Origin of the sequence: Deinococcus sonorensis KR-87, assembly GCF_040256395.1 — a bacterium.
GTDB classification, from domain to species: Bacteria; Deinococcota; Deinococci; order Deinococcales; family Deinococcaceae; genus Deinococcus; species Deinococcus sonorensis.
In genome coordinates this window covers 1,107,931-1,127,624 of record NZ_CP158299.1, presented here as the reverse complement: position 1 = coordinate 1,127,624, position 19,694 = coordinate 1,107,931, and the positions used below count along the sequence as shown (strand labels likewise).

The 19,694-nt window shown below is 72.1% G+C and carries 18 protein-coding genes; 14 read left to right on the top strand and 4 right to left on the bottom strand.

The genetic code is table 11. The annotated features are described in order from the left end of the window. Window positions 1-89 precede the first annotated feature (89 nt). The 13 genes from ABOD76_RS10835 (at window position 90) to ABOD76_RS10775 (ending at window position 13,571) form a co-directional block, all read left to right on the top strand. Window positions 90-1,601, top strand: a complete 1,512-nt coding sequence (locus ABOD76_RS10835; protein WP_350244848.1) for a phytoene desaturase family protein — start codon at window positions 90-92, stop codon at window positions 1,599-1,601. A gap of 29 nt (window positions 1,602-1,630) precedes the next feature. After that, window positions 1,631-2,581 (top strand): carotenoid biosynthesis protein, encoded by a 951-nt coding sequence (locus ABOD76_RS10830; protein WP_350244847.1) that lies wholly within the window; start codon window positions 1,631-1,633, stop codon window positions 2,579-2,581. Further along, a complete protein-coding gene (locus ABOD76_RS10825; protein ID WP_350244846.1) occupies window positions 2,557-3,207 on the top strand; it encodes a lysophospholipid acyltransferase family protein in 651 nt (216 codons plus the stop codon). The genes ABOD76_RS10830 and ABOD76_RS10825 overlap by 25 nt, the downstream gene beginning before the upstream one ends. An 83-nt stretch (window positions 3,208-3,290) precedes the next feature. After that, window positions 3,291-4,331, top strand: coding sequence for a glycosyltransferase (locus ABOD76_RS10820; protein ID WP_380129784.1), 1,041 nt, complete (start codon window positions 3,291-3,293; stop codon window positions 4,329-4,331). A gap of 136 nt (window positions 4,332-4,467) precedes the next feature. Next, window positions 4,468-5,328: a MurR/RpiR family transcriptional regulator gene (locus ABOD76_RS10815; protein ID WP_350244844.1), complete on the top strand. Its 861-nt coding sequence runs from the start codon at window positions 4,468-4,470 to the stop codon at window positions 5,326-5,328. 93 nt (window positions 5,329-5,421) lie between these two features. Beyond that, entirely contained in the window at window positions 5,422-6,675 is a 1,254-nt protein-coding gene (locus ABOD76_RS10810; RefSeq protein ID WP_350244843.1) for an ABC transporter substrate-binding protein, read from the top strand. A gap of 59 nt (window positions 6,676-6,734) precedes the next feature. Further along, window positions 6,735-7,640, top strand: coding sequence for a carbohydrate ABC transporter permease (locus ABOD76_RS10805; protein WP_350244842.1), 906 nt, complete (start codon window positions 6,735-6,737; stop codon window positions 7,638-7,640). Continuing rightward, window positions 7,637-8,521, top strand: coding sequence for a carbohydrate ABC transporter permease (locus tag ABOD76_RS10800; RefSeq protein WP_350244841.1), 885 nt, complete (start codon window positions 7,637-7,639; stop codon window positions 8,519-8,521). The genes ABOD76_RS10805 and ABOD76_RS10800 overlap by 4 nt, the downstream gene beginning before the upstream one ends. Beyond that, window positions 8,518-9,540: an SIS domain-containing protein gene (locus tag ABOD76_RS10795; RefSeq protein WP_350244840.1), complete on the top strand. Its 1,023-nt coding sequence runs from the start codon at window positions 8,518-8,520 to the stop codon at window positions 9,538-9,540. Before ABOD76_RS10800 ends, ABOD76_RS10795 begins: the two co-directional genes overlap by 4 nt. Beyond that, the gene (locus tag ABOD76_RS10790; protein ID WP_350244839.1) at window positions 9,537-10,139 is read left to right on the top strand and encodes a GNAT family N-acetyltransferase; all 603 of its coding nucleotides are present in this window, start codon (window positions 9,537-9,539) and stop codon (window positions 10,137-10,139) included. Before ABOD76_RS10795 ends, ABOD76_RS10790 begins: the two co-directional genes overlap by 4 nt. After that, window positions 10,139-11,611, top strand: a complete 1,473-nt coding sequence (gene nagZ / locus ABOD76_RS10785; protein WP_350244838.1) for a beta-N-acetylhexosaminidase — start codon at window positions 10,139-10,141, stop codon at window positions 11,609-11,611. The genes ABOD76_RS10790 and nagZ overlap by 1 nt, the downstream gene beginning before the upstream one ends. Further along, window positions 11,608-12,456, top strand: a complete 849-nt coding sequence (locus ABOD76_RS10780) for an ROK family protein (protein ID WP_350244837.1) — start codon at window positions 11,608-11,610, stop codon at window positions 12,454-12,456. Before nagZ ends, ABOD76_RS10780 begins: the two co-directional genes overlap by 4 nt. Next, on the top strand, window positions 12,453-13,571 hold the full coding sequence (locus ABOD76_RS10775) for an N-acetylglucosamine-6-phosphate deacetylase (protein WP_350244836.1): 1,119 nt from the start codon (window positions 12,453-12,455) through the stop codon (window positions 13,569-13,571). The genes ABOD76_RS10780 and ABOD76_RS10775 overlap by 4 nt, the downstream gene beginning before the upstream one ends. 4 nt (window positions 13,572-13,575) lie before the next feature. Here ABOD76_RS10775 and ABOD76_RS10770 read toward each other — a convergent pair whose 3' ends face one another. Together ABOD76_RS10770 and ABOD76_RS10765 are read right to left on the bottom strand one after the other, a co-directional pair. Next, window positions 13,576-13,758, bottom strand: a complete 183-nt coding sequence (locus ABOD76_RS10770) for a hypothetical protein (protein ID WP_350244835.1) — start codon at window positions 13,756-13,758, stop codon at window positions 13,576-13,578. A gap of 113 nt (window positions 13,759-13,871) precedes the next feature. Next, the gene (locus ABOD76_RS10765; RefSeq protein ID WP_350244834.1) at window positions 13,872-16,220 is read right to left on the bottom strand and encodes a penicillin acylase family protein; all 2,349 of its coding nucleotides are present in this window, start codon (window positions 16,218-16,220) and stop codon (window positions 13,872-13,874) included. 180 nt (window positions 16,221-16,400) lie between these two features. Between ABOD76_RS10765 and priA the strand changes: the two genes are divergently transcribed. Beyond that, a complete protein-coding gene (priA, locus tag ABOD76_RS10760) occupies window positions 16,401-18,902 on the top strand; it encodes a replication restart helicase PriA (protein WP_350244833.1) in 2,502 nt (833 codons plus the stop codon). A 10-nt stretch (window positions 18,903-18,912) separates the two neighbouring features. Here the strand turns inward: priA and ABOD76_RS10755 are convergent, their stop codons facing one another. Both ABOD76_RS10755 and ABOD76_RS10750 read right to left on the bottom strand, forming a co-directional pair. Continuing rightward, on the bottom strand, window positions 18,913-19,242 hold the full coding sequence (locus tag ABOD76_RS10755; protein ID WP_350244832.1) for a hypothetical protein: 330 nt from the start codon (window positions 19,240-19,242) through the stop codon (window positions 18,913-18,915). Between the two features lie 159 nt (window positions 19,243-19,401). Next, window positions 19,402-19,611, bottom strand: coding sequence for a hypothetical protein (locus tag ABOD76_RS10750; protein ID WP_350244831.1), 210 nt, complete (start codon window positions 19,609-19,611; stop codon window positions 19,402-19,404). Window positions 19,612-19,694 lie beyond the last annotated feature (83 nt).

Below are 19,694 nucleotides of genomic sequence, written 5' to 3'. Positions count from 1 at the left end.
ACTGTTGCCGTTCTGACCACCCGCGAGGCCGCCCCCCCGTATAGTTCGGATCGGGAGAATCCACTCTGAGCGACTTCGATGTGCTGGTCATGGGCGCAGGACACAACGCGCTGGTCACGGCGGCCTACGCGGCCCAGGCAGGGCTGCGGGTCGGCGTGTTCGAGCGCCGCCATCTGGTGGGCGGGGCCGTCAGCACCGAGGAACTGGTGCCCGGCTACCGCTTCGACTACGGCGGCAGCGCCCACATCCTGATCCGCATGACGCGGGTGGTGCAGGAGCTGGAACTCAGCCGCTACGGCCTGCACTACACCGAACTGGACCCGATGTTCCAGGCCTCGGACGGCGACACCCCGTGGTTCATCTGGCGAGACGCCGAGCGCACCATCGAGGAGCTGAACGGGCTCTTTCCCGGCCAGGGCGACAGCTACCGCCGCTTCCTGCATGACTGGACCCCCTTCGCGGACGCGGTGGCGGACCTGTTCAACAGCGCGCCCGGCCCGCTGGATCTGGGCAAGATGGTGATGCGCAGCAAGGGCGAGATGAGCATGCAGGACCAGCTCTCGCGCATCCTACGGCCCTACGGGGAGGTGGCCCGCGAGTACTTCAGCGAGGAGCGGGTGCGCGCGCCGCTGAGCTGGATGGCCGCCCAGAGCGGCCCGCCGCCCACCGACCCGCTGAGCGCCCCCTTCCTGCTGTGGCACCCGCTGTACCACAAGGGCGGCGTGGCGCGGCCCAAGGGCGGCTCTGGCGGGCTGACCCGGGCGCTGGCGCGCAGCATTGAGGCACACGGCGGGCAGGTGCATGTGAATGCCCCGGTGCGCCGGATTCTGGTGGAAGGGGGCCGCGCGACCGGCGTGGAACTGGAGGACGGCACCCGCTACAGCGCCCGCGCCGTGGTGGCCGGCAGCCACGTGCTGAGCACCGCCGCCGCGCTGCCGGACGAATACGTGCCGCAGGCCGCGCGGCAGGTGCGGGTGGGCAACGGCTTCGGCATGGTGCTGCGGCTGGCGCTGAAGGGGCAGGTGCGCTACCGCCAGGACCGAGGCCTGGCCAGCCGCACCGGGCTGGGCCTGCTGATCCGGGACGAGCAGCAGCTGATGAAGGCCTACGGGCAATACCTGGCCGGTGAGCCCACCACCGACCCGCCGCTGATCGCCATGAGCTTCTCGGCAGTAGACGACAGCCTGGCCCCGCCCGGCTGCGACGTGCTGTGGCTGTGGGCGCAGTACTACCCGTACCAGCTGCACACCGGCAGCTGGGAGACCCGGGTGGCCGAGGCCCGCGAGAACATCCTGAACAGCTTCGAGCACTACGCCCTCGGCACCCGCGACCTGATCGTGGGCGAACTGGTGCAGACGCCGCAGTGGCTGGAAAGCCACCTGGGCCTGCACCGGGGCAACGTGATGCACCTGGAGATGAGCTTCGACCAGATGTTCAGCTTCCGGCCGTTCATGGCGGCCAGCCAGTACCGCTGGCCCGGCGTGAAGGGCCTGTACCTGACCGGGGCCAGCACCCATCCGGGCGGCGGCATCATGGGCGCGTCGGGCCGCAATGCCGCGCGGGTGCTGCTGCGCGACCTGACGCAGCGGAAGTGGAAGTGACGGGCGATGACCGCCCCCGGACGTTCCTGATGCTGCCGCCCCTGCTGCGCTGGGGCCTGGCCCTGCTGGGCCTGGGGCTGGCCTTTATAGGTGCCCTGCTGGTCCTGGCCCAGTTGCCCGGTGGCGTCGGCCTGATCGTGGCGGGGCTGCTGGGTGGGGGCCTGGCCGCACTGGGCGGCGACCTGATCGGGCGGGCGGGGGCCGGGACGACCATGGCTGAACGGCTGCGCGCCGTGCGCCGCTCGCTGCGGCCCTGGACCGTGCTGCTGGCGCTGTTCGTGCTGCTGAAGGTGCCGGTGCCGCTGTGGCCAGACGGGTTCCCGCTGCTGGCCACCCTCAGCACCGTGTGCCTGAGCGGCGCGGCGCTGCTGTACAGCTGGGAACGGGTGGGAGCAGCACGGGCCGCCAGCATGGCGCTGCTGGCCTTCCTGGCCGGCCTGGGCGTGGAGCTGCTGGGCAGCCGCACCGGCTGGCCGTTCGGGCTCTACAGCTATGCGGGCGCGCCGGGCCTGACTCTGCTGGGGGTGCCGCTGCTGGTGCCGCTCGGCTGGTTCGGCATGACCCTGGCGGCCTCGCTGCTGGCGGGTGGGCGGACGTGGCTGTGCGGGGCACTGCTGGTGGCCTGGGACCTGGGCCTGGAGCCGCTGATGACCCAGCAGGGCTTCTGGCGCTGGCAGGACCCGGCCGGCCTGTGGGCCGGGGCGCCGCTGGCCAACTTCACCGGCTGGTTCGTGGTGGGGGTGGCGCTGAGTTTCTGCTTCCAGATGATCGCGCCGCCGCTGTACCGGCCCGGCCCGGCGGGCGGGCGGCCGCTGGCCCTGGCCTACCTGCTGGAGGCGGCCTTCCTGCCGGCCGGCCTGCTGCTGCTGGGCCAGCCGGTGGCGGCGCTGGTGTGTCTGGTGGCGATGGGCGGGATGGCCAGCCTCGCGTGGTGGGTGCGGCCCAGGGAGCAGGCATGGACCTCGTCACGGCGGGTCTGAGCCGCAGCGTGCGCCGCGCCGTTCAGGGCGGCCTGGCCGGCGTGTGGGTGCGCGGACCGCTGCCCGGTGGCGGGGCGGTGCTGGCACCCAGCCACCACAGCTGGTGGGACGGCTACGTGCTGTACGAGTGCAGCCGGCAGCTGGGCCAGCCGTACACCGTGCTGATGAGCGAGCCGCAGCTGACCCGGTACCCCTTCCTGCGGCGGCTGGGCGCGGTCGGGGCGCAGGAACTGCGACCGGCGCTGCGGACGGCGCGGGCCGGGCACTGGGTGGTGGTGTTTCCGGAAGGTCAGCTGCGGCCCGCCGCCGGGCTGGCCGGGCTGCTGCCGGGCGCCGGCTGGCTGGCGCAGCGCGCCCGGGTGCCGCTGGTGCCGGTGGCGCTGCGGGTGGTGCTGCGCGGCCAGCAGTGGCCGGAAGCGTACCTGAGCTTCGGCGCGCCGGTCCCAGCGGCTGAACTGCCGGACGCGCTCGGTGGCCTGCTGACCACCCTGGATCACGACCTGCAGACCAGCGACCCGGAGGCCCCGCTGGCCGGGTACCTGTGCCTGAGCCGGGGGCGCCTCAGCCAGCAGCAGCGCCTGGACCTCCCCAGCCGGGCGCTGGCCCGCCTGACCGGAGACCGGTGAAGGTACACTTCCACCGAAAACGCACGTCCTGGCACACGTGGCGCGGACGCATCGACTATCCGCTGGCCCGGCTGAGCACCGTCCTGCCCACCGGGTTCCTGCTGTATAAGCTGCTGACGCTGACCGTGAACGCCCTGAGCTTCCCGGTGCTGCGCCCGCGCCGCCGTCCGGCCGGCGCGCCCAGCGTCAGCGTGCTGCTGCCGGCCCGCAACGAGGCCGGCAATCTGCCATACACCCTGCCGGGCCTGCTGCGGCAGGGCGCGCTGGAGGTGCTGGTGCTGGATGACCGCTCCGACGACGACACTGCCCGGATCGCCCGGGCGCTGGGGGCGGCTGTGCTGCCGGGCCAGCCGCTGCCGGACGGCTGGCTGGGCAAACCGTGGGCCTGCTGGCAGCTGGCGCAGCAGGCGCGCGGCGAGGTGCTGATCTTCACCGACGCCGACGTGTTCTGGGAGCCGGGCGCGCTGGACGCCATCCTGCACGAGCTGGAGCGCACCCGCGCCGACCTGCTGAGCGTGTGGCCCCGCCAGCAGACGCGCAGCCTCGGCGAGCGCCTGCTGGTGCCGCTGGTGGACAACGTGCTGCTGACCCTGCTGCCGGGGCCGCTGACGCGGCTGCCGCTGGCCAGCCTGAGTGCCGGCAACGGGCAGCTGATGGCGTTCCGGCGGGCGTGCTACTTCCGGATCAGCGGCCACCGACTGGTGCAGGGAGAGGTGCTGGAGGACGTGCGCTTCTCGGAGCGGCTCAAGGCCAGGGGCGGGCGGCTGGCGCTGGCGCTGGGCGGCGACCTGATGAGCGTGCGGATGTACCGCAGCTATCAGGAATCGCTGCACGGATTCGCCAAGAGTCTGCCGGAGGTGCACGCCCAGTCGCGGCTGGTGATGGCGGCCAGCTGGCTGCTGTACCTGCTGACCTACACGGTGCCGTGGTTCTCCCGGCGGCGGGAACTGGCCGTGCTGGGGCTGCTGGAACGGCTGCTGGTGAACGTCCGTGCGGGCCGCACCCGGCCCGCCGACCTGCTGGAGGTGCTGCTGACGCCGTTGACCCCGCTGGCCGCGCTGCCGGTGTATCTGCTGGCCACCCGCCGCCGTTACCGCTGGAAGGGCCGCGAGTACCAGCGCTGACCGGACGGGCCCCGGCCTGCAGCTGCCCTGTGGTCTGTTTTCAACAAAAATTTTCAGACTGACCTGAAATTGACAAAATTATTTTTTACAGTTACCCTGAGGCGTCGGACAATTTCACCTCAAGACGAGGTTCTCTGTGATTCAGACCAGCGCCCGTCCGCCCCTGCCGAGTGGAGCCATCAGCCGGATCCGGCTGCAGAGTGCACAGCTGTCGCCGGGCCTGCGCCGGGTGGCCGATCACGTGATGGTGTCGGCCGATTCGGTGGTGCACCAGACCATCACCGAGCTGGCCAGCAGCGTGGGCGTCAGCGAGGCGACCATCACCCGGCTGTGCCGCAAGCTGAACTTCGCCGGTTTTCACGCCTTCAAGCTCGCGCTGGCCACCGATGTGATGGCCCGCGACCCCGCCCCTCCCCCCGGCGGCGACAGCGGCAGTGCCCGCGCCGCCCGGCTGCTGCACTACACCACCCAGACGCTGGAAGGCACCGCCCAGCTGCTGGACGACGCCGTACTGGACCGGGTGGCCACCCAGCTGGCCCGCGCGCCCCGCGTGGACCTGACCGGCCAGGGCAACAGCGGCCTGCTGGCGCAGTACTTCGCCAACCGGCTGATGCGGCTGGGCATCACCGCCATCGTGTCCACCGACCCGCACATCGCGGCCGTCAGCATCAGCACGGTGCCCCGGGGCGGGGTGGTGATCGGGCTGAGCAGCAGCGGCAGCACCATCGACACGGTGCAGCACCTGCAGCTGGCCCAGCGGCACGGCCACTACACCGTGGCCATCACCCACCGCGCCAGCAGCCCGGTCACCCGCTACGCCAGCGACGTGCTGTTCACCGCCGCTCAGGAGGACCCGCTCTCCGACAGCGTCTTCGACACGCTGACCAGTCAGGCGCTGGTGCTGGAACTCCTCTACACCGCCATCCTGCCCAAACGCCCGGAAGCGCACGCCATGCTGCGCGTCACGGCCGAGTCGGTGGTCGAAAAGAAGTACTGACGCTTCGCCGTTCCTGCTGCCGGGCCGCATCGGGCCGCCCGGTCCGTGTCAATCCACCCCTGTTCCGGCCACCCGCGCCACAAGGAGTTCACCATGAAGACCCCCCGCCTGATCGCCCTCGGCCTGACCCTCGCGCTGGGCACCGCCGCCGCCCAGCAGCCGGTGGAGCTGCAGTTCTGGACCTGGTACCTGAGCCCGAAGTTCGACAACTACATCAAGAGCACCATTGACGCCTTCCAGAAGGCCAACCCCGGCATCACGGTCAAGTGGTTCGACAAGCAGGACAGCATGGTGCAGGACTTCATCAGCAGCGTGAACCTGGGCGGCGCGCCCGACGTGATCAACCTGAACATCGACGAGACCGCCAAGGCCGCCCAGAACGGCTTCCTGCGCGACGTGGGCTCGCTGACGCCCATGGCCACCCTGACCGCCACCTACTATCCGCAGAGCATCAAGAACTTCAGCACCGGCGGCAAGGTCTACGGCTACCCGTGGTACGGCTGGCTCAACGAGGGCGTGATGCTCTACAACCCGGACCTGTTCAAGAAGGCCGGCGTGACGCGTGTGCCGCGCACCACCAGCGAGCTGCTGACGCTCGCCAAGACCGTCAAGGACAAGACCGGCGCCTACGCCTGGGTGCCGGCCCTGAAGGACCCCAACACCGCCTCGTTCCTGGGCTACTTCTACGCCGAGGGCCTGCCGATCTACGACGCCAGCGGCAAGGCGGCCTTCAACACCGCGCAGCACGCCGCGCTGCTGCAGCAGTACGTCAACCTCTACAAGGGCGGCTACATCCCGGAAGACGCCATCCGCCGCGAGGCCTTCCAGGTGGCCACCGAGCTGTACGCGCAGAACCGGGTGGCGCTGATCGTGGGCGGGCCGCAGGCGCTGACCCGCATCAAGGACGCCAACCCCGGCCTGTACGGCAAGACCCAGGTCACCGAGGCGCCGCTGGGCAAGGCCGGCGTGCAGACCGGCGGCAGCATGGACCTGGTGGTGCCGACCGCCAGCAAGCACCCGGCCGAGGCCGCCAAGCTGGCTGCCTTCTTCACCAACAACGCCAACCAGATCGCCTTCGCCAAGGTGGTGCCGGTGGTGCCCACCACCCGCGCCGCCCAGACCGACGCGCTGTTCAAGGCCGGCGGCACCGACCCGATCGCCAAGGCCACCGGGCTGGTCGGCGCTTCGGGACGCTACATCAACCCCGGCTACGCGGCCCCCACCAACAGTGACGACCTGTACAAGAACCTGAACGACAACATCGAGGCGGCGCTGCTGGGCAAGAAGACCGCCCAGGTGGCCCTGAACGACGCGGTGGCGTACTGGAACGCCAACATGAAGAAGTGAGGACCCCGGGGGAGGCGCGGTATCGGCCTCCCCTCTTTTCATTCCCCAAGGACTGACCTATGCGTGCCTCCTGGCGTGACACCCTGCTCTCGTATGCCTTCCTGGCCCCGGCGATCATTCTGCTGGGCCTCTTTACCTTCTATCCGCTGGCCTACGGCACCTTCCTGGGCTTCACCCAGTACGACGGCGCCCGCTTCGCCCAGGGGCTGGGGCCGAAGTGGGTGGGCCTGGACAATTTCCGGGCGCTGATTGCCGACCCGCTGTTCCTGACCTCGCTGTGGAACAGCGTGCGGTACCTGCTGGTGGTGCCGCTGCTGCAGCTGGCCTCGCTGGCGGTGGCGGTGCTGGTGAACCGGGAGCTGCCGGCCATGCCGTTCTTCCGGGCGGCGTACTACGTGCCGGTCATCACCACCATCACGGCCACCGCCGTGATGTGGGACTGGATCTACAACAAGGAAGGCACCCTCAACTGGGTGCTCTCGGGGCTGCACCTGCTGCCGCAGGGCGCGGCCTTCGGCTGGCTGAACAACGAGCAGACCGCCTTCTGGGCCGTGATGCTGGTGACCTTCTGGCGGGGCTTCGGCTACTACATGGTGCTGTATCTGGCGGGCCTGCAGAGCATTCCGGCCGAGCTGGAGGAGGCGGCCCGGCTGGACGGGGCCAGCAGCTGGCAGCGCTTCTGGCGCATCACGGTGCCGATGATGCGGCCCACGATCCTGCTGTGCAGCCTGCTCTCGACCATCGCGGCGCTGCGGGTGCTGGAAGAGCCGCTGGTGCTGACCCAGGGCGGGCCGCTCAACAGCACCTACACCGCCTTGATGTACGTGTATTCCAAGGCGTTCCAGGGCTTCAACTTCGACTACGGGCTGGCGAGCGCGGCGGGGCTGGTGGTGGCGGTGGTGGCGCTGCTGCTGTCGCTGGCCAACTTCCGGCTGTTCCGGGACAGCACCGGGGAGCAGGCGTGAGCGCCGTGACGCGCCCCCGGGTGCTGCCGCAGGTGCACACGCGCCGGGCGGTGCCGCGCCGCGCGGGCCGGCTGGTGCTGCGCTACGCGCTGCTGCTGCTGGTGCTGGGCTTCGCGGTGTTCCCGTTCCTGTGGACGCTGGCCATCGCGCTGACCGACAAGCACGCGGGCGGCAGCATCTATGACTTCCCGGCCAGCCTATTTCCGCGCCGGGTGACTTTGGGCAACTTCGTGGAGGTGTACAACACCTTCTCGCTGGGCAAGTACATCTGGAACAGCGTCTCCATCACGGCCATGACGGTGGTGGGCACCCTGGTGATCTCGGCGCTGGCCGCCTACCCGCTGGCCCGCTTCCGCTTTCCGGGGCGGCAGGTGATCTTCGGCATCATCGTGGCCACGCTGGTGCTGCCGGGCGAGACCACCTTCATCGTGAACACCCTGACGCTCAAGCACCTGGGGCTGCTCGGCACCCACCTGGGCGTGGTGCTGCCCACCGTGGCCGGGGCGTTCGGCATCTTCCTGATGCGTCAGGCGTTCATGGCCGTGCCGCACGCGCTGCTGGAAGCCGCGCGGCTGGACGGGGCCGGCGAGTTCACGGTGCTGACCCGCATCATGCTGCCGCTGACCCGCCCCAGCCAGGCGGCGCTCGGCATCTTCACGCTGGTGACCAGCTGGAACGCCTACTTCTGGCCGATGCTGGTGCTGTCGGCCACGCCGGACCAGATGCCGCTGAGTGTGGCGGTGCTGAAGCTCAAGGGGCAGTTCAATTACGATCCGTTCAACATCGCCGCCGGGGCGCTGTTTATGATGATCCCGGTCCTGCTGGTGTTCCTGGCGGCGCAGCGGCTGTTCATGCGCGGGCTGGAAGGAGCGGTGAAATGAGTGACGTGCTGATGCTGCAGGAGGCCCGTGAGGCGGCCGAGGTGGTGCGGCGGCAGGCGAAACAGCCGCTCTCGGCGGTGGTGCGGGCGATCCAGGCAGCCCAGCCCCGCTACGTGGTGACGGTGGCGCGCGGCAGCAGCGACCATGCCGCCACCACCCTGAAGTACGCCATCGAGACGCATCTGCGGCTGCCGGTGATGAGCGCGGCCCCCAGCGTGAGCGGGGTCTACGGCGCCGACCTGGACTATCAGGGGGCGCTGGTGCTGGCGGTCAGCCAGTCGGGCGGCAGCCCGGACCTGGTCGAGGCGGTGGAGCGGGCGCGCCGCAACGGCGCCCTGACGCTTGCGATGATCAACCAGCCGGACAGCCCGCTCCATCAGGCGGCGGACCTGACGCTGCCGCTGTGCGCCGGAGAGGAGCGGGCAGTGGCCGCCACCAAGAGCTACCTGGCGGTGCTGACGCTCGGCGCGCGGCTGCTGCAGGAGCTCAACCCGGACCCGGCGCTGGAGACGGCGCTGGCCCGGCTGCCGGACCTGTTGGACGCCCTGGCCGCGCAGGAAGAGCTGGCCGAGCAGGTGGCGGCCACGCTGGTGGACGCCCAGGACCTGCTGGTGCTGGGACGGGGCCTGCACCAGGGGGTGGCCGCCGAGACCGCCCTGAAGCTGCAGGAGACGGCGGGGCTGGCGGCGCTGGCCTTCTCCACCGCCGAGTTTGCCCACGGCCCGGCCCGCCTGGCCGAGCCGGGCGTGCAGATCCTGGCGCTGCAGGCGCGCGACGCCACCGCCCACCTGACCCGCGACACCTACCGCACCCTGCGCGGCTACGGGGCGCAGCTGACGGTGGTGGGCGACGACGCGGACAGTCCGGCCCAGCTGCCCACCCCGGCCAGCGGCCACGCCCTGACTGACCCGGCCCTGAGCGCCCTGGCCATCCAGCTCTTGATTGGGCATCTGGCGGTGCTGCGCGGCGAGAACCCCGACGCTCCCCCCCGGCTCAGCAAGGTCACGCGCACCGTATGAATGCGGCCCTGCGCCCCGCCCGCCCCGACGACGAAGCGGACCTGTACACCATCTGCGCCGCCACCGGGGAGGCCGGTCAGGACGCCCGGCCGCTGCTGCAGCACCCGGAGCTGCTGGGCCACCTGTATGCCGCGGCGTACCTGCACCTGGAACCGGCTGGAGCCTGGGTCGTGGAGGACGGGCAGGGCGTGTGCGGCTATGTGGTCACCGCCCACGACACGGCCCGCTTCGAACAGCTGCTGGAAGAAGAGTGGTGGCCGGCCCTGCGGCGGCAGTACCCTCCCGACCGTACCTATGCGCCCGCCGACGCCGCCCTGGTCCAGCGGCTGCACGTCCGCCCGCCCCCCGACCCCGAGCTGAGCCGCGACTTCCCCGGCCATCTGCACCTGAATCTGCTGCCCCGCGCCCAGGGCCTGGGCCTGGGGCGCCGCCTGATGGAGCAGGCGCTGCGCACGTTGCACGCCAGCGGCGCGGACGCGCTGCACCTGGGTGTGGATGCCCGCAACACCCGCGCCCTGGGCTTCTACCGGCGGATGGGGTTCGTGCCGTGGAGCCGCCAGCCCGCCGGCACCCTGCTGACCCGGAGGACCACCGCCTGATGTCACCCGAACGCACCCTGATCATCGACCTGCCCGGCCCGGACCTCACGCCCGAGCAGGGCCAGCTGCTGCGCACGCACCGCTTCGGCGGGGTGTGCCTGTTCGCCCGCAACTTCAGCACACCCGAGCGCACCGCCCGCCTGATCCGCGACATCCGCGACGCGCTGGAACACGACGCCCTGATCGCCACCGACCAGGAGGGTGGCGCGGTGCTGCGGCGGCTGGACATCCCGATGCCGCCCTCGCTGCAGGCGCTGGGGCAACTCAACGACGAGGCGGCGGCCCGCGAGGCCGGGCGCATCGCGGCGCGCGGCCTGATCGAACTGGGGCTCAACTGGAACTACGCGCCCAGCCTGGACGTGAACGTGAACCCGCTCAACCCGGTGATCGGCGACCGGGCCTTCGGGGCCGATGCGCAGACGGTCGCGCGCCTGGGCGTGGCCTGGGCGCTGGGGAGCGAGGAGGCCGGGGTGCTGAGCTCGGTCAAGCACTTCCCGGGCCACGGCGACACCAGCCAGGACAGCCACCTGACGCTGCCGGTGGTGGACAAGCCGCTGGAACAGCTGGAGCAAGTGGAGTTCGCCCCCTTCAGGGCCGCGGTGCAGGCGGAGGTGGGCAGCATCATGACCGCCCACATCGTGTATCCGGCGCTGGACAAGGAGCGCCCGGCCACCCTCTCCCCCGCCGTGCTGGACGGCCTGCTGCGCCGGCAGTGGGGCTACGACGGCGTGGTGGTCACCGACGCCACCGACATGCACGCCATCGCGGACCGTTATCCGGGCGGTGAGGCGGCCCCGTTGGCCCTGCTGGCCGGCGCGGATGCGGTGCTGAGCTGCGGCCACGGGGACCTGCAGACGCATGTGGACCACGCCCGCGCGCTGCAGCGCGCGCTACGCGACGGCCGCCTGAGCGAGGCGAGGGTGCAGCAGGCCCGCGCCCGGCTGGACCGCGCCGCCGCCCGCTTTCCCGGCACGCCCCGCCCCTACCCTCCCGAGCAGCGGCAAGCCGACGACGCCGAGGTGGACCGGGCGGCCCTCCGGTCGCTGACCCGCAGCGGCCAGACGCCCACGCTGGACCCGGGCGCCCCGGTGCTGCTGATCGCGCCGGCCAGCGCCGCGGTGGGCGGCCCCTACGGCGACAGCCTGAGCGGAGAAACGCTGGCGGACGTGCTGCGGTCCCACTTCCCTCAGCTGCAGGTGGCGCTGCACGACGGCCACGACACGGCCGGTGCCATGGCGCTGCTGGACCACTTTCCGCAGGCGCCGGCCCTGCTGGCCACCACCGGACGCTGGGCACTCAGCCGGGCCGAGCAGGAGCTGGCCGGGGTGCTGGCCCAGCAGGACCGGCCCGCCCTGCATCTGGCGCTCTGGAACGCCGATGCCGCGGCCCAGCTGCCGCTGCCGGCGCTCGTCACCCACGGTTTCCGGCCCGCCAACCTGAGGGCGCTGGGCGCCGCGCTGGTGGCCCGGTGAAGGTCGGCGTGGACCTGGGCGGCACCAAGCTGGCCGTGGGCACCCTGGACGGCCCGCTGTCGCTGCGGCCCACGCCGGACACCGCGGAAGGCATCGTGGCGGAGGTGCGGGCGCTGGCGGGAGAGGCCAGCGGCATCGGGGTGTGCGTGGCCGGGCGGGTGGACGTCTCGACCGGTCAGACCGCCGCCGCCAACCTGCCGCAACTGGACGGCTTTCCGCTGGCGGGGGCACTGGAGCAGGGCGGGGTGCAGGTGGCGCTGCTCAACGACGCCGACGCCGCCGCGCTGGCCGAACACCATCTGGGAGCGGCCAGCGGCGCCCACACCAGCCTGTACGTCACGGTCAGCACCGGCATCGGGGCCGGGCTGGTGGCGGCCGGGCGGCTGCATACCGGCGCCCACGGGCAGGCGCTGGAACTGGGGCACGTGAGCGGCGGCCCGGCCGGACAGCCGTGCCCCTGCGGCCGCACCGGCTGTCTGGAACTGGTCGCCTCCGGCACCGCCCTGACCCGCCAGGCCCGCACCAACCTGAATGACCCGGCCGCCTCCCCCGAGGCACTGGCGGCGCTGGCGGCCGAGGGCGACCGGCGGGTACTGGACCCGCTGGAAGCGGCGGCCCAGGCGCTGGGCGAGCGGCTGGCCGACGCCTGCATCCTGCTGGACCCGGACGTGGTGGTGCTGGGGGGCGGCGTGGTGGGCGGTTACGGCGAGCGCTACCTGACGCCGCTGCGCGCCGCCCTGACCCGCGCGCTGGGCCCGTGGCACGTGCCGGACCTGCGGGTGGCCCGGCTGGGCTCGCGGGCCGGCGTGCTGGGCGCGATCCTGGCGCTGGAGCAGCAGGCATGACCGAGCTGTCCGGTCAATTGCCCACCCCGGATGGCTTGCAGGGGGTACGGCTGCGCTTCGGCGCCCGGCTGGAGGCCGTGGAACCGGACCCCGGCGCGCCCACCGACCGGCTGCTGCTGCCCGGCTTCATCGACACGCACGTGCACGGCGGAGGCGGCGGCGACACCATGGACGGCCCGGAGGGGGTGCGGACGCTGGCACGCCTGCACGCCCGGCACGGCACCACCACCCTGCTGCCCACCACCATGACCGCGCCGTGGCCGGAGGTTCTGGCGGCCCTGCGCGGCGTGGAGCAGGTGATGCAGGCGGGCGGGGTGCCGGGCGGAGCGGACGTTCCGGGCGCCCACCTGGAGGGCCCGTTCATCAGCCCGCAGCGGCTGGGGGCGCAGCCGCCCCATACCCTGGACCCCACCCCGGAGCGGCTGGCCGAAGTGCTGGCGCTGGACGTGGTGCGGGCCGTGACGCTGGCTCCGGAGCTGCCCAGCGCGCTGGAGGCGGCCCGCGCCTTTGTGGAGGCGGGCGTGCGGGTGGGCCTGGGCCATACCGCCGGGCGCTACGAGGACGCGTGGGAGGTGCTGGACGCGGTGCAGCAGTGGGACGGGCGCTCCTCGGCCACCCACACCTACAACGCGATGGGCGGCCTGCAGGGCCGAGAGCCGGGGCCGCTCGGTGCCGTGCTGAGCCACCCGGCCCCCTTCCTGGAACTGATTCTGGACACCTTCCACCTGCACCCCGGCGCGGTGCGGCTGGCGCTGCAGGCCGCCCCGGAGCGCGTCATCCTGATCAGCGACGCGATGCGAGCCGCCGGGCTGGGCGACGGCGACAGCGAACTGGGTGGCCAGCCGGTGACGGTGAGGGACCAGCGCGCCACGCTGCCGAACGGCACGCTGGCCGGCAGTGTGCTGACGCTGGACTTGGCCCTGCGCCACGCCGCCTCCATGGGCCTGCCGCTGCATCAGGTGTCGCGGCTGCTCTCCGCGCAGCCGGCCCGCTCGCTGGGCCTGACCGACCGGGGCCGGCTGGAACCGGGGCTGCGGGCCGACGTGGTGGTGCTGAACAGCGCGCTGGAGGTCCAGCAGGTCTACGTGGGCGGACAGCTGGTACCGCCCGCCTGAACCGTCAGGACAGCGACGCCGACTGGCCGTGCGACCGGGCGCTCAGCGGCAGGTACCGTTCGGGAATCTCCACCGGGATGGCGCGCTGAACAAGGCGGGTCCGGCGGGCACCGATCACCATCTGGCGGTGCAGCGTCAGTTGGTACAGGACGGTGACGGCGAGCAACATCAGCAGCAGCGTGGTCATGCCTTCACGCTACCGGGCGTCCCCCCTGCCTCAGACCAGCCGCATTTCAAGACGCGCTGCGGAAACCTGAAGCAGACCTCCAGAGATCAAGACGGCTTGAGCGTTCGGGGGAGTCAGGGGGTGGGACGCAGCCGCAACAGCTCCTGGCGTCCCCAGTCGCGGGGATCGGTGCTCATCGGGAGGTAGTCGCCGTCGCGCCAGGGACGCTGCATGTCGCTGTAGTGGCTGCCGATCGGGTTGCCGCCCTGTCCCAGGGTGCCGATGTAGCGGCTCCGGTTGAGGTTCGAGAGGTCAATCAGCTGGCGGTAGCTGGGCGCGTGCGTCTGGCGGTAGGTGTCCGGCTCCGGGCGGCCCACGTTGACAGTGTTGGTGCCGCCGGGGGTGGAGATGCCCCGGTTCCAGATCCAGCCGATGGCTTTCACGCCGCCCAGCGCGCTGTGCTTGCTGTAACTGGTGTGCAGCCGGCCCCAGGTCCAGCGCTCCGGATTGCTGCCCAGCCGCGCCGACAGGTCGGTGGTGGCGGCCTGAAGGGTGCGCCTCAGCAGCGCCGCGCAGTCGGTCACACCCGGCGCCCGGCACAGCGCGCCGTTGCTGCCGAGCTGGTTGCGGACCGCCAGGGCCGTGAGCGTCACGTCGCCGGCCTCCATCTCGTCCTGGGCCATGCGTTCCAGCTGCATCAGCCACGCCTCGAAGATGCTGGCCTGCACGCTGCCGGTGGTCTCGTTGCCGTCCCAGCCGCGCAGCCGGGCCAGCGCCTGGGTGCTCAGCGCGTCGGCCGGCTGCGTGCGGAGCAGCGGGGCCTTCAGGTCCGCCCACACCAGCGACACCGTGTCGTGCTGGGTGCGGGCCAGGGCGTCCAGGGTGAGCGGCGCGCCCGCCTGCAGCAGCTGCAGGATGCGCTCGGCGCGGTACGGCTCGGCCCAGTTGTGGTCGTTGCCCAGGAAGTGCGGGTAGCCGGGCGGCACCACCCGGTTGTTGGCCGTCACCACCAGCCCGGAGGCGGGGTTGTAGGTGTGCGGCAGCTCCGCAAAGGGGATGTAGCCGGTCCACTCGCCCTGGCCGCCGCTGGCGGGCCGGCTGCCGTCACCGCTGCTGCGCACCGGGACCCGGCCCGGCGCGTAGTAGCCGATGTTGCCGTCCACGTCGGCGTACACGAAGTTCTGGGCCGGCGCGACGTAGTGCGACAGCGCCGATGTGAACTCGGACCAGTTGCGGGCGTAGTTGATGCCCAGGAAGGCGTCGAAGGTGGTGTCGCCCGGCTGCAGCGCGGTCCAGCGCAGCGTCACGTCGCGGGCCTGCCGGTCGCCCCAGTCGCTGCTGCTGGCCACCACCGGGCCGTGGCCGCTCTCGCGCACCGTCAGGCGCACGTCCGGCTTGCCCTTGACCCGGATCACCTCGGTGCGGCTTGTCAGCGGCGCCCCGGGGGGTTCCACGTACAGGTCCTGCACGTCGGGGTTGGTGTTGGTGACGCCCCAGGCCAGCCGGTCGTTGCGCCCGATCACGATGCCCGGCAGCCCCGGAATGGTGGCCCCGATGGCGTGCAGCGTCGGGCCCTGCAGGTCGGCGAGGTACCACAGCATCGGGGCGGAGAGGCCCAGGTGGGGGTCGTCGGCCAGCATCGGGCGACCGGTGGCGGTGCGGCTGCCGGCCACCACCCAGTCGTTGCTGCCCTTACCCGGCACGCTCACGAAGCCCAGCGAACGGGCGGCCCTCAGCTGTGCGCGCAGCTGCTGCTGGGCGTCCTGGGGCAGCACGGCCGTGCCGGTCCGGGGCGCCGGCCCACTGCCCGCCGGCAGGTTCAGCTCCTGGGTGCTGAGGATGGTGGGCGCGCCCGCCGGGTAGTCCGGCTGCACCGCCTTCACGCCCGCGCTGCCCAGCCGCAGGGCCACCCGCTGGGTCAGCAGCTCATCCTCCCAGTTGCCGCCCAGGTCGTAGGCCATCAGCTTGGACCACGCGATGCTGTCCACATCGGTCCAGCGCTCCGGAGTGTAGCCGAGCAGCCGGAATTCCAGCGGCAGCCGGCCCTGGGCGATGCCGGCATTCACGCCTGCCGTGTAGGCGGAAATCAGGCGGCGGGAGCGGGCGCTCAGCGCCGGCAAGGCGGCCTGCGCCGCCCGGTAGAAGCCCCAGGTCCGCAGAAATTTGTCCTGCGGCACCGCGGCCTCGCCCAGCACCTCCGACAGCCGGCCCTGCGCCACCCGGCGCTGGAAGTCCATCTGCCACAGCCGGTCCTGGGCATGCACGAAGCCCAGCGCGTACAGGGCGTCCTGATCGCTGGCCGTGGCGCGGATGTGCGGCACCCCCCAGCGGTCGCGCGTCACGCTGACCGGCCCCTGCAGGCCCGGCAGCGTCAGGGTCCCGCTGGTCAACGGGTTGCTGACCTTTCTCAGCACCACCACTGCCGCCAGCATCGCCAGCAGCACCACGAACAGCACCCAGCCCACTCCCCGCCATAGTCGCATGTGCCTGTCAGCATAGCGGCCCGGGCGTGGCGCGCAGGCCACGCCCCGGCTCAGACGCGGCCCAGCAGGGCAGCGACCCCTCCGGCCGCCCGGGTCCAGCCCAGGTTCCCCTTCTGTCCCCTCTTGTCCAGGCTCCGGCTCACAGCACCCAGACCTCCCGGCTTGCCATACTGGCCTGTTGTGCCGACCCGCCCGTCTTCCCCCTCCGCTGTCCGGCCCTGGCTGGTGGCGCTGCCGCTCCCGATCGGTCCCTGCGACTTTGCCGCGCCCCACGGCACCGCCGGAGGGCCGCCGCTCGGCTGCCGGGTGCTGGTGCCGTGGCGCGGCGAGCTGACGGTGGGGCTGGTGGTGGGCGAGGGGGAGGGCAAGGGTCAGCCGCGGCTGCGCGAGGTGGTGCAGGTGCTGGACCCGTCCGCCACACCCCATGTGGGGCCCGGGTTCCTGGCGGCCATCCGGGAACTGGCCGCTGCCGCGCGGCTGCCGCTGGGTCTGCTCTGCTCGGACCTGATCGGGGTGGGCTGGACCGCCCGGGTGGAGCACCGGGTCCGGGCGGTGGCTGGCGCGGACCTGAGTGCCTTCGGTGTGAACGTGCCGGGGCCGGACTTCCAGGACGCCGAGCACTTCGACCCGCTGCGACTGGACAGCATCCGCGAGCAGGGCCTGCTGGACGAACACTTCGGACCGCTCGCGCGCACCGTGAGCGGCTATCAGGCGGTGCCGTGGGAGCACCTGCAGGCTCAGGAGCGGGTGGTGGTGCGCTGGGAGGCGCGCGAGGGCCAAATCACCCTGACCGGCCGCCAGCAGGACGCGTGGCGCTGGCTGAGCGAGCACGGACCGCAGCCCAGCCCGGCCGCCTGGGCGCGCGGGGCCGGCGTGAGCGGCAGCGTGGTGTCGGGTGTGATCGAGCGCGGCTGGGCGGCCCAGGTGGGGCAGCCGGCCACCGCCCCCGCCGCCTGGACTGTGCTGCGCGACCGGGGGCCCTTCCCGAGTCAGGCCGCCTGGGCCGAGGCCGCCGGGGTGCCGATCAGCACGGTGGCGCGGCTGCTGGCGCGCGGCTGGGCCACCCAGGTGCAGCTGCCGGCGCCAGCACCGGCCCTGCCGGACGCGGCCCCGCGCGGCGTGCGCCCGGCGCCCGATACCCTGCCGGAAGCGCCACTGTGGCGACTGCACGGCGGGCGAGCCAGCGAGCGCCACGCCCGGCTGGCGGCCCGGATCCGCCGGCTGCTGGACGTGGGCCGCGGCGTGCTGGTGCTGGCCCCGGACGCCGCCACGCTGCGGCAGGCCTGGCAGGATCTCTCCGGGCTGGCGCAGGGGTGCGGCACAGCGGCGGTGTGCTACAACGGCACGCTCTCGGAGCCGCAGCGCGAACACGCCTGGACCCTGATCCAGTCGGAGCGGGCCCGGCTGGTAATCGGTTCAGCGCTGGCGCTGGCGGCCCCACTGCCGGACCTGGGGCTGATCGTGGTGCTGGAGGAGGCCAGCGACGCGCACAAGCTGCTGAGCGGCTCGCGAGTGTTCCTGCCGGACCTGGCACTGCGGGCCGCCCGGTACCTGGAGACGCCGCTCGCCTACGTGGGCTGCGTGCCGGCGGCCGAGACGCTGCACCACCCGGGCGAGGTGCTGCCGCCCCCACGCGTGCGGCTGCACATCGTGGACTATGGCAACCCGCAGCAGCAGGCTGAACTGGGCCCGCTGAGCAGCCCACACCTCCGGCCGGGCGACCTGGGCTACCCGCTGTCTCACGATCTGGCCCGGGTGCTGCGTCAGGTGCAGGAGCGCGGGCGGCAGGCGGCCCTGCTGGCACCCCGGCGCGGGTACTCCGCGCTGCTGCGCTGCCCTGGCTGCCAGCACACACCCGGCTGCCCGCACTGCGACGTGCCGCTGCGCTTCCACCAGGAACAGCGGGCGCTGCACTGCCACCAGTGCGGTTTTCATACCGCCATTCCGGACCGCTGCGACGAATGCGGCGAGCCGATGTGGCAGGCGCGCGGCCCCGGCACCGAGTGGATCGCGCAGGAGGTGCGGCGGTTGCTGCCGGGCTTCCCGGTCTACCGCTACGACCGCGACCAGCAGGACGACCTTGCTCTGCTGCAGCAGGGCGAGCCGGGCGTGGTGGTGGGCACCCAGGCGCTGCTGTCGCTGGACGCACCGCCCAATCTGGCGCTGCTGGGCATCACGCTGGCCGACACGTGGCTGGCCGCCTCGGACTTCCGGGCCGGCGAGCGCTACCACCGGCTGCTGCGTCAGCTGAGCGAATGGCACCCCTCGCGCGCGCCGCTGCTGGTGGTCCAGACCTTCCAGGCGCAGCACCCGGCCCTGCAGGCGCTGCGCAGCGGCCACAACGCCGAACTCTACGTGCAGGCCGAACGGCGCGCCCGCAAGGCGCTCGGGTACCCGCCGTACCGGCTGCTGGCCCACGTGGAGGTGGCCGCCCGAGACCGGGACCGCGCCCGGGTGGCCGCGCAGGAGGTGGCGGATGCGCTGTACGGGGCCGGAGCCGACGCCCAGGAGCTGCTGGGGCCGGCGCCCAGCCCGCTGAGCCGGGTCAAGGGGGTGTATCCGTACCAGCTGCTGCTGCGCCCGCGGGACGAGGCGCGGCTGGGCGTGCTGCTCGGTGCTCTGGACCGGCGGTTTGCCGCGCGCGTGCGGGTGGACGTCAGCCCGCGCGGCATGATGCTCTAAGGTTCAGTCCTCAGCGCTTCTCTTCGCTGCGGCCGGCAGAGGGCCGCAGCGGCTGCAGCACGTCCTCTCCAGCCACCCGGTACTGATCCGAAAGCGGCTGGCCGACGCTGTGCGCAAACCAGATCCGCATGGCCGCCTTGGCATCGGCCGCGTCGCGCTCTCCACGCTCCACCTCTTCCAGCAGCGGCATCAGCGGGGCCACGGTCTGCATGAACCGCGCCAGCTGAATCTCCACGAAGGCGCTCATGTTCATGTCCATGGCTGTGAAGACGCGCCGGGCCTCGCGGTAGATGTCCGGGTCAATGGTCAGGTTGAGTCTGGCCTTGGTGGTTTTTCCCATACATACAGCATACAGATGCTTGGGCGGCGAAACGGGAGTCCCCTTTCTATTGGGCGAGGTTTCCCCATCAGAAGCCACCCGGCTCAGCCGGTCGTCAGAAGGCCAGCACTGCGTAGTTTCCCAATTGACGCTGGGGACGGGGCCACAGGCGCCGTTCCGTTACCCGATGATCCCCAGCCGCTTCTCCTCCTCGTACAGTCGCTCGGCCACGAACTGCTTGAGCAGCGTCTGGTACGGCACCTGCTTCCGCTGGGCCACCTGCCGCAGCCGGGTTTCCACGTCGGCGTCCAGCCGGATGCTGGTGCTCTTGGACGCCCCGGCGGGGCGGGGAATGCGGCGGGCGGAACGGGGCTGGGGATCGTCGGACATGGCGAACCTCCCACGTGCCCGGGACGAAGGAACTTCAGGCACGGCTGCCCGCAGCGTACACCGCCGGAACAGATTGCGGCCAG

Coding starts and splice junctions, on each gene's coding strand:
- ABOD76_RS10795 (WP_350244840.1), top strand. CDS start 8,518: ATGAGTGACGTGCTGATGCTGCAGGAGGCCCGTGAGGCGGCCGAGGTG.
- ABOD76_RS10825 (WP_350244846.1), top strand. CDS start 2,557: ATGGACCTCGTCACGGCGGGTCTGAGCCGCAGCGTGCGCCGCGCCGTT.
- ABOD76_RS10810 (WP_350244843.1), top strand. CDS start 5,422: ATGAAGACCCCCCGCCTGATCGCCCTCGGCCTGACCCTCGCGCTGGGC.
- ABOD76_RS10770 (WP_350244835.1), bottom strand. CDS start 13,758: ATGACCACGCTGCTGCTGATGTTGCTCGCCGTCACCGTCCTGTACCAA.
- ABOD76_RS10775 (WP_350244836.1), top strand. CDS start 12,453: ATGACCGAGCTGTCCGGTCAATTGCCCACCCCGGATGGCTTGCAGGGG.
- ABOD76_RS10765 (WP_350244834.1), bottom strand. CDS start 16,220: ATGCGACTATGGCGGGGAGTGGGCTGGGTGCTGTTCGTGGTGCTGCTG.
- ABOD76_RS10750 (WP_350244831.1), bottom strand. CDS start 19,611: ATGTCCGACGATCCCCAGCCCCGTTCCGCCCGCCGCATTCCCCGCCCC.
- ABOD76_RS10830 (WP_350244847.1), top strand. CDS start 1,631: ATGCTGCCGCCCCTGCTGCGCTGGGGCCTGGCCCTGCTGGGCCTGGGG.
- ABOD76_RS10755 (WP_350244832.1), bottom strand. CDS start 19,242: ATGGGAAAAACCACCAAGGCCAGACTCAACCTGACCATTGACCCGGAC.
- nagZ (WP_350244838.1), top strand. CDS start 10,139: ATGTCACCCGAACGCACCCTGATCATCGACCTGCCCGGCCCGGACCTC.
- ABOD76_RS10790 (WP_350244839.1), top strand. CDS start 9,537: ATGAATGCGGCCCTGCGCCCCGCCCGCCCCGACGACGAAGCGGACCTG.
- ABOD76_RS10835 (WP_350244848.1), top strand. CDS start 90: ATGGGCGCAGGACACAACGCGCTGGTCACGGCGGCCTACGCGGCCCAG.
- ABOD76_RS10805 (WP_350244842.1), top strand. CDS start 6,735: ATGCGTGCCTCCTGGCGTGACACCCTGCTCTCGTATGCCTTCCTGGCC.